The 6,002-nt window shown below is 68.2% G+C and carries 5 protein-coding genes and 1 pseudogene; 3 read left to right on the top strand and 3 right to left on the bottom strand.

The features are described 5' to 3' along the window. Positions 1 to 240: pseudogene (locus U9980_RS16755) on the bottom strand (PH domain-containing protein); the annotation flags it as partial. 46 nt (positions 241 to 286) lie between these two features. Beyond that, a complete protein-coding gene (locus U9980_RS16750) occupies positions 287 to 442 on the bottom strand; it encodes a hypothetical protein (protein WP_322750235.1) in 156 nt (51 codons plus the stop codon). A 95-nt stretch (positions 443 to 537) separates the two neighbouring features. Between U9980_RS16750 and U9980_RS16745 the strand changes: the two genes are divergently transcribed. From U9980_RS16745 to U9980_RS16735, 3 genes are all read left to right on the top strand, one after another. Next, a complete protein-coding gene (locus tag U9980_RS16745) occupies positions 538 to 1,788 on the top strand; it encodes a deoxyguanosinetriphosphate triphosphohydrolase (protein ID WP_322768771.1) in 1,251 nt (416 codons plus the stop codon). Between the two features lie 361 nt (positions 1,789 to 2,149). Further along, a complete protein-coding gene (dnaG, locus tag U9980_RS16740; RefSeq protein WP_322750237.1) occupies positions 2,150 to 4,045 on the top strand; it encodes a DNA primase in 1,896 nt (631 codons plus the stop codon). A 40-nt stretch (positions 4,046 to 4,085) separates the two neighbouring features. Next, positions 4,086 to 5,267 carry an RNA polymerase sigma factor gene (locus tag U9980_RS16735; RefSeq protein ID WP_322759318.1) on the top strand — a complete coding sequence of 394 codons (1,182 nt, stop codon included), beginning with the start codon at positions 4,086 to 4,088 and terminating at the stop codon, positions 5,265 to 5,267. A gap of 26 nt (positions 5,268 to 5,293) precedes the next feature. Here the strand turns inward: U9980_RS16735 and U9980_RS16730 are convergent, their stop codons facing one another. Further along, positions 5,294 to 5,986 (bottom strand): acetyltransferase, encoded by a 693-nt coding sequence (locus U9980_RS16730; RefSeq protein WP_416210299.1) that lies wholly within the window; start codon positions 5,984 to 5,986, stop codon positions 5,294 to 5,296. Positions 5,987 to 6,002 lie beyond the last annotated feature (16 nt).

Genomic DNA, 6,002 nt, shown 5'->3' with positions numbered 1-6,002 from the left:
CCACAGCATCCGAAAGAGCATGAAGAGTGCGAACCACCAGGGGAGGGCGGCAACGAAGTTGCCGAGGTTCAGCCCGCTGAGCAGGATCGTGAGTAGGACCGCGAGCACGATGGAGCCCAGTGTCTGAAGGAAGACAGGCAGCAGAACGGCCCAGTGCATCCGGACCATGATGACCAGTCGTTCGCGAGTGGCGAGGTACTTGTCGTCCCTGGCTGCGGGGTCAGGGATCCGGAGTCTCACCAAGGCCACCGCCGTCGCCGGGATTGCACCGACAGCTCGCGTCTCCTCACAGGACCGTGTCGGTCACGAAGTTGGAGAAGCCGCTGCCAGCGGAGTGCAGACCGTCAATGGCCCGGTTGATGATGTTTGCCGCACTTTCAGGTGCGGTGACAACGAAGAAGATGACGAACGCGATGAGACCGTATTTGACGATCTTGTCCACGGCGGGCCTCCGGGCCGAAGTTGGGACGGCTGACCACAAAGTATCGCCGCTTCGCACCTCGGACGTATGGAAATCGCGCCTATACGCTCGGCGCCGTGGCCGGCGAGTGGTACGAAGCGTCCGACGTGGTCCGTTGGGGCGAGGAGCGACAGAAGAGTACACCCGACGATCGAACGTGGTTCGAGCGGGACCGCGCGCGTGTCCTGCACTCCAGCGCACTACGCCGGTTGGCCGGCAAGACGCAGGTCGTCGGTCCGTTCGACGACGACTTCCCGCGTACCCGGCTCACCCATTCCCTGGAGACCGCTCAGGTCGGCCGGGGCCTGGCCCGTTCGCTGGGCGCCGATCCGGACCTGGTCGACGCCGCCTGCCTGGCGCATGACATCGGACACCCTCCGTTCGGTCACAACGGCGAGGCCGCCCTGGACGCGGCTGCCCGCGACTGCGGGGGGTTCGAGGGAAACGCCCAGAGCCTGCGTGAGCTGACCCGTCTTGAGGTCAAGATCGTGGATGTCCACGGCCGGGAGGCCGGTCTGAACCTCACCCGGGCCACCCTGGACGCGTCGCTGAAGTACCCCTGGCCCAAGCGGGACGACACGCCGAAGTTCGGCGTCTACGCCGACGACATGGCGATTTTCACCTGGGTTCGCGACGGCGCGCCGGCCGGTCGACGGTGTATGGAGGCGCAGCTGATGGACTGGGCCGACGATGTGGCGTACAGCGCGCACGACCTGGAGGACGGCGTCGTCGCCGGCCTGATCGACCTGGGCCGGCTGGCGGACTCCGGAGCGCGGGCCGATCTCGTGGCCTCGACCGCGGACCGCTATCCGGCGGCGTCGCAGAGCGCGCTTGACGAGGCGTTGGACCGGTTGCGGCGGCAGCCGTGGTGGGTCGCGGGGCCGGTGCCGACGCCGAGCGCGCTGCGCGCCGTGCGGGCCATGACCAGCGAGCTGATCGCGCGGCTGTGCGTCGCCGCGGTCGCGGCCACCCGGCAGGCGTACGGCGATCGTCCGCTGCGGCGCTACCACGCCGACCTCGTGGTGCCCGCCGCGACGGTTGCCGAGTGCTGCCTGCTCAAAGGGGTGACGGCCCGGTTCGTCATGGACCGCCGCGACGCGCACGTCCGGCAGCGCCGCCAGCGTGAGGTCATCGCCGAGCTTCTCGCGCTGCTCCTCGTGCGGGCACCGCAGGCGCTCGACCCCCTGCTGCGCCCGGCCTGGCTGGCCGCCTGCGATGACGCGGCCCGTCTGCGGGTCGCCGTCGACCAGGTCGCCCGCCTCACCGACGCGAGCGCCGGCCGGCGGCACGCGCAGCTGACCGGGCGCCCCTGGCCGGTCGCCCTCTAGCGGGCCGAAGGCGATGCGATCGTGGTTCTGTCGCATCGCCGGAGGCCGAACGCTCCGGGTCAGGGCCGAAGGCGATGCGATCGTGGTTCTGTCGCATCGCCGGAGGCCGAACGCTCCGGGTCAGGGCCGAAGGCGATGCGATCGTGGTTCTGTCGCATCGCCGGAGGCCGAACGTTCCGAGTCATCGACGGTGGCCGGTCGGTCAGAAGATCGGCACCTTGGCGCCGTTGACAAGTACCATCACGGGGGAAAGGGCGGACCCGCGGGGGCGGTGGCAGGCCGAGGGCATCAGTGCAGGGGCAGCGGACCCCGGTGTGACCCCGGCCCGTCGACACCCCGCCCGGGATGCAGGGAGGGACGTATGGCCGGACGCATCCGCGACGCAGATGTTGCCGCCGTGCGTGACCGTTCGCCGATCGCGGACATCATCGGCGACTATGTACAGCTGCGTCCCGTCAGCAGCGGTCAGCTGCGCGGTCTGTGCCCGTTCCATGACGAGAAGTCCCCGTCGTTCAACGTCCGTCCGCAGGTCGGCGCCTACCACTGCTTCGGTTGCGGTGTCGGTGGCGACGTGATCGCATTCGTCCGGGCCATCGACGCGCTGTCGTTCCCGGAGGCGGTGGAACGACTCGCCCGTCGTGCCGGGATCACCCTGAGCTACGAAGGTGGCGGGGTGACCAGCCGTGTGGTCACCAGCCAGCGCCAGCGGCTCCTTGACGCTCACCGCGTGGCGGCCGAGTTCTACGCCGAACGGCTGAGCGCAGCCGACGCCCGCGAAGGCTGGGATTTTCTCACGGCCCGGGGCTTCGACCAGCACGCGGTGTCGCGGTTCAGCGTCGGCTATGCGCCGGCAGGTTGGGACACCCTGACCCGTCACCTGATGGGCCGGCACTTCACCGCCGCGGAGCTCGTCCTCGGCGGCTTGGCCAAACAAAGCAGTCGCGGGAGCCTCATCGATCGGTTCCATCGGAGGCTGGTATGGCCGATTCGTGACCTCGCCGGGGATGTCGTCGGCTTCGGCGCCCGTCGGCTCGCCGCCGACGATCCCGGACCCAAGTACCTCAACACCCCCGAGACCCCGTTGTTCAAGAAGGCCAGCCTGCTCTACGGTGCCGACCTCGCCCGGCGGGAGATCGCCCGGCGGTATCAGGTCGTGGTCGTCGAGGGTTACACCGACGTGATGGCCTGTCATCTCGCCGGCGTCCCGACCGCGGTCGCCTCCTGCGGTACCGCGTTCGGCAGCGAGCACGTGACCGTATTGCGGCGCCTGCTGATGGATCAGAGCGAGCACCGCGGTGAGGTCGTGTTCACCTTCGATGGCGACGAGGCCGGCCGCAAGGCCGCCATTCGTGCCTTCGAGTTCGAGGAGCGGTTCGTCACCCAGACCTTCGTGGCAGTCGAACCGTCCGGGCTGGACCCGTGCGACCTGCGGCTGGCCCGCGGCGACGAGGCGGTTCGCGATCTCGTCGCCGCGCGCGTCCCGCTGGTGGAGTTCGCGATCCGGGGGAAACTGGCCGAGTTCAACCTCGACACGACCGAGGGACGGCTGGCGGCGCTGGACGCGGTCGCGCCGCTGATTAACAGGCTGAAAGACCGGGGCCTGCGACACCGTTATGCGGTTAACCTTGACAACTGGCTCGGTTTTCTGGATGAAGAGTTTGTGGTGCGGCGGGTCGCAGAGCACTCCGTACGCGGTGGCGGTGGTGACGCGTCCGGTGGTGGCTCCGCGCCCGCCCGCCCGGCGCGGTTGCGGCCGCGCGAGGGCACTGCGGACGACGCAGCTGTGGCAGTCGAACGGGAGGTGCTCAAGGTTGCGCTCCAGTATCCCGGATTGGCCGGCCCGGCGTTCGACACGTTGCCGGCCGAGCTGTTCACAGTTCCCGCGCACCGTGCTGTCCGTATGGCCGTCGTTACGGCAGGTGGCGTATGCGCGGGCTTGTCCGCGGCCGGTGATGTCCCTGGCTGGGTTGGCATGGTGGCCACGGCAGCCGGCGACGACGAGCTGCGGCGGTTCGTCACCGGGCTTGCCGTCGAAGCCGTGTTCTGCGACCACGATGTCGACGACAGGTATGTCGATGAGCAGATGTCACGTATACAGGAGTTGCATGTGACCCGTCGTATCACGGAGGTGAAGTCGCGTGTGCAGCGGCTCAACCCCGTGACCGACGCCGAGACGTTCAAGCGCGCATATGGTGAGCTGATCGCCTTGGAACAGCACAAGCGCCAGCTCCGGGAACGGGGCCTGGGTGCCGCGTAACCTGGGTCGATCCCGAGAAGGAAGTGACGAGATTCCGCCCATGAGCAGTCCAGCCGTCCTACCGCGCGAGGCCCAGGTGGACGAGGTCAAGGACCTCATCACCAGGGGCAAGGAGATCGGTTTCCTCACCACCGAGGACGTCACGGTCGCACTGCAGGCGGCCGAGCTGCCACCGGAGCAGACCGACGCCGTCCTGCAGGTCCTCAACGACGAGGGCATCGAGATTCTCGAGGCGGGTGGGGAGGACGCCGACGAGGCCGACCTGCTCGCCCGGCGTCGCCGTGAGGAGGAGGAGCTGGCGCTCAAAGCGCCGACCTCCGATCCGGTCCGCATGTATCTCAAGGAGATCGGCAAGGTTCCGCTGCTGACCGCGGAGGAGGAGGTCGACCTCGCCAAGCGGATCGAGGCCGGCCTGTTCGCCTCCGAGAAGCTCGCGGCGGCAACCCGCAAGACCTCTCCGCAGATGCGCCGTGACCTCGAGGCGATTGAGCGTGACGGGCAGATTGCCAAGCGTAAGCTGGTCGAGGCGAACCTGCGGCTTGTGGTGTCGATCGCCAAGCGCTACGTGGGCCGCGGCATGCTGTTCCTGGATCTCATCCAGGAGGGCAACCTCGGTCTGATCCGCGCTGTGGAGAAGTTCGACTACACCAAGGGCTACAAGTTCTCCACCTACGCCACCTGGTGGATCCGCCAGGCAATCACCCGTGCCATCGCCGACCAGGCACGCACCATCCGCATTCCGGTGCACATGGTCGAGACGATCAACAAGTTGATCCGCATCCAGCGGCAGCTCCTGCAGGACCTCGGTCGCGAACCGAGCCCGGAGGAGATCGCCAAGGAGATGGATCTCACGCCCGACAAGGTACGCGAGATCCTCAAGGTCTCCCAGGAGCCGGTGTCGCTGGAGACCCCGATCGGTGAGGAGGAAGACTCTCACCTCGGTGACTTCATCGAGGACTGCGACGCGGTCGTGCCGGTGGACGCGGCCAGCTTCATCCTGCTGCAGGAGCAGCTCGACTCGGTTCTGCACACCCTCTCCGACCGGGAGAAGAAAGTCATCCAGCTGCGGTTCGGGTTGACCGACGGCCACCCGCGCACGCTGGAGGAGGTCGGCCGGGAGTTCGGGGTCACCCGCGAGCGCATCCGGCAGATCGAGTCGAAGACACTGTCGAAGCTGCGCCATCCGTCCCGGTCGCAGAAGCTGCGCGACTACCTGGAGTAGTAGCTGGGGTTCGCGGTCGACACGGATCACGAGTCCGCGGGGTTCTGCTGCGCGATGACCGCTGCCCGCGGACGGGCGGGTACACCGACCGCGACCACTCCGGCTGGAAGGCTACGGACCACGGCTGCGCCGGCCCCGACCGTCGTACCGATTCCGACGGTCAGTCCCTGAATCACCGTCGCGCCGGTGCCGATCGTCACGTCGTCCTCGAGCGTCACCGTGCCACTGACATGCGCGCCCGGAGACAGGGTGACGTAGTTTCCGAGCTGGCAGTCGTGCGCGACGGTTGCTCCGATGTTCAGATGGACGTGCCGGCCGGTCCGCACGTTCGTGGTGATGCTTGCCAGCGCGCAGACCACACTGCCTGGGCCTAGAAGCACGTCCCGCCCGATGACGGCCCGAGGGTGCACCAGCGTGGCCGCCCGGCGTCTCCAGTTGGTTGCCATCGAGTCGACGGCTCGGCGTACGGCGGGCGCGCCGACGCCGATGACATAGGCCGCATCGATCTCGGCGAGGAGCCGCACCGGGCCCAGATGGCGCACCCCGCGTCGGCGCAGCCTGTCCGGGTCGGGTTCGTTGTCGTCAAGTACCCCGAGCAGCTCGTAGGTCGGGCAGACCGCGTTGACGGCTTCGACGACATCGATCAGTTCCCGGCCGTGGCCGCCGGCCCCGACCACGACCAGCGTCGTTGGAGCGTGGCCCACACGCGCCTCCTTCATCGATTGGTAGTCGTGC

It is taken from the genome of Protofrankia sp. Cr1, assembly GCF_963555865.1.
Classification (GTDB): domain Bacteria; phylum Actinomycetota; class Actinomycetes; order Frankiales; family Frankiaceae; genus Protofrankia.
This window is presented reverse-complemented; position numbering and strand designations above follow the sequence as displayed.